This is a genomic window from Halorussus marinus, assembly GCF_004765795.1.
Taxonomy (GTDB): Archaea; Halobacteriota; Halobacteria; order Halobacteriales; family Haladaptataceae; genus Halorussus; species Halorussus marinus.
The window spans coordinates 1-1,702 of the sequence record NZ_SBIV01000030.1 but is presented as its reverse complement, the minus strand read 5'-3'; the positions used below and the strand labels follow the sequence as shown (position 1 = coordinate 1,702).

The window sequence follows — 1,702 nt, the reverse complement described above, 5'->3', positions numbered from 1 at the left end:
CCCGCAACGAGCGTCAGCACCACCAGCCCCACGAAAACAGATCGCCGCATCGCTATCCCCTCTTGACGGCGTAGGCGACCGCGAAGCACATCAGCGCGAACCCGGCGAACACCTCCATCGAGATGTCTTCGGAGCTGAACCCGACCAGTCCGACGAGCGATGTCGTCCAGTACGCGATCGGCAGTGGGAAGCCCGCCGCCTGGTTGCCGAGGACGCCGAGCATCTCGCCCGTCCCGTTGAACAGCGTCTGGGCGAACAGCATCATCGCGAGCAAGATCCCGGTCGCGATGCCGAACGTCGTCTGAAGGCTGTCCTCCATCTCGTAGGCCATCTGCCGCGCCATGTGCTCGGCCGTCCGCGACCCGCGCGACCGGTACGCCCATACCGGGAGCATCGCCGCGAACGCCCCCGGCAGGAACCACATCATCCCGAACGTCGTCGAGGCGAGCCATCCCACGCCGAGCGCGGCTGGCCCCGTGAGATACCAGCGATCCATCAGTTCGTCACCCCCGCATCAGGGTCCGTCGTCTCCTCGTCGGTGAACGGTCGATCGTCTCCGAGCGCTTCGGTGTTCGCGCTCCCCTGGCCGATGATAAACACCACCGCCAGGACCGGGACCGCGGCCATCAGCGTCGGCCCGGTCAGCGCGGTGATGACTGCCGCGAGCCCGAACCCGAGCGTCAGCGCGATCCGGTTGGCCGCCCGCAGGATGTTGGGCTCGGTTCCCTTCGGCGCGTCAAGACGCACGCCTGACCACCTCCCCGAACGTCGTCTGTTCACTCGCCGCCGTGGCGAGCGACCGATTCTCCGCGTGTCTGGTGAGGTTGTGAATCATGAGTCGCTGGGTCCGTACCGCTGGTACACTTTCCCGACGAGCACTGTCCCGACGATCGCGATCAGGATGATGGTCCCCGCGCGGTCCGACAGGCTCGGCACCTGCGCGGGCAACTGGCTCGACGCCAGCGATCCGACCGCGATCCAGAACCGGCCGTCGCTGGCCGCCATCGACAGCACCGGGTCGAACACCTGGAGGCCTCCAAGAACGGAGCCTCCGATGCCGCCGACCAGTGCCGACGGGCCGTAATTCTTCCAAATCTCTGAGAGTTGTTCGAACATGGTTGTTAGAGGGGGTTGAACGACAGCAGGAACGGCTTGACTGACCGGAGCAACTCGCGGAGCAACCACAGCAGGGCGATGACTTCGATGACGTAGAGCACCCAGATCACGACCGGTGCTGCGAGCCCTGCCGACGCCGCCGCGGCCGCGACTGACGCGTTGACTCCCTCGATCGCATCGAGGAATGCCTGGCCCGCGGGTGCAGTCCCGTCGACGAGGATGTCGGCCACTTCGAGGACCGTCTCGGCCCCGATTTCGAACGGTCGATAGATCGCGGCCAGCACGAACGACGCGATCGTGATGACGCCCTGGATCAGACGCTGGGCGAGGAACTTCCGGATGATCTCTCTGACGAACGACTCGGGGCTCGACAGCCATCCGGGTTTGTCTGAGATGGCATCCCAGACGAGGCCAACACCTCCATCTGACCCATCATCGGATGGATCGTCCGGTGCTTGACTCATCTCCGGATCGCCTCCCACGCCGTCCGCGTCATCCAGGTCAGGACGATGACCTCCGCAATCGCGATCACGATAGCGACCACCCCGGCCTCACGGAGCTCAGCGCTCGCGGTCGCGAACGCTGT

General features: G+C 65.5%; 4 protein-coding genes. All 4 read right to left on the bottom strand.

Features of this window, described 5'->3' with window-relative positions:
* Window positions 1–52: 52 nt before the first annotated feature.
* The 4 genes from EPY72_RS19090 to EPY72_RS19075 all read right to left on the bottom strand — a co-directional run bounded on the left by EPY72_RS19090 (window position 53) and on the right by EPY72_RS19075 (window position 1,580).
* Window positions 53–496 (bottom strand): hypothetical protein, encoded by a 444-nt coding sequence (locus EPY72_RS19090; protein ID WP_135807459.1) that lies wholly within the window; start codon window positions 494–496, stop codon window positions 53–55.
* Window positions 496–747: a hypothetical protein gene (locus EPY72_RS19085; protein WP_135807458.1), complete on the bottom strand. Its 252-nt coding sequence runs from the start codon at window positions 745–747 to the stop codon at window positions 496–498. Before EPY72_RS19085 ends, EPY72_RS19090 begins: the two co-directional genes overlap by 1 nt.
* 84 nt (window positions 748–831) lie before the next feature.
* A complete protein-coding gene (locus EPY72_RS19080) occupies window positions 832–1,116 on the bottom strand; it encodes a hypothetical protein (protein ID WP_168216078.1) in 285 nt (94 codons plus the stop codon).
* A gap of 5 nt (window positions 1,117–1,121) precedes the next feature.
* Window positions 1,122–1,580 (bottom strand): hypothetical protein, encoded by a 459-nt coding sequence (locus EPY72_RS19075; protein WP_135807456.1) that lies wholly within the window; start codon window positions 1,578–1,580, stop codon window positions 1,122–1,124.
* Window positions 1,581–1,702 lie beyond the last annotated feature (122 nt).

Coding starts and splice junctions, on each gene's coding strand:
- EPY72_RS19090 (WP_135807459.1), bottom strand. CDS start 496: ATGGATCGCTGGTATCTCACGGGGCCAGCCGCGCTCGGCGTGGGATGG.
- EPY72_RS19080 (WP_168216078.1), bottom strand. CDS start 1,116: ATGTTCGAACAACTCTCAGAGATTTGGAAGAATTACGGCCCGTCGGCA.
- EPY72_RS19075 (WP_135807456.1), bottom strand. CDS start 1,580: ATGAGTCAAGCACCGGACGATCCATCCGATGATGGGTCAGATGGAGGT.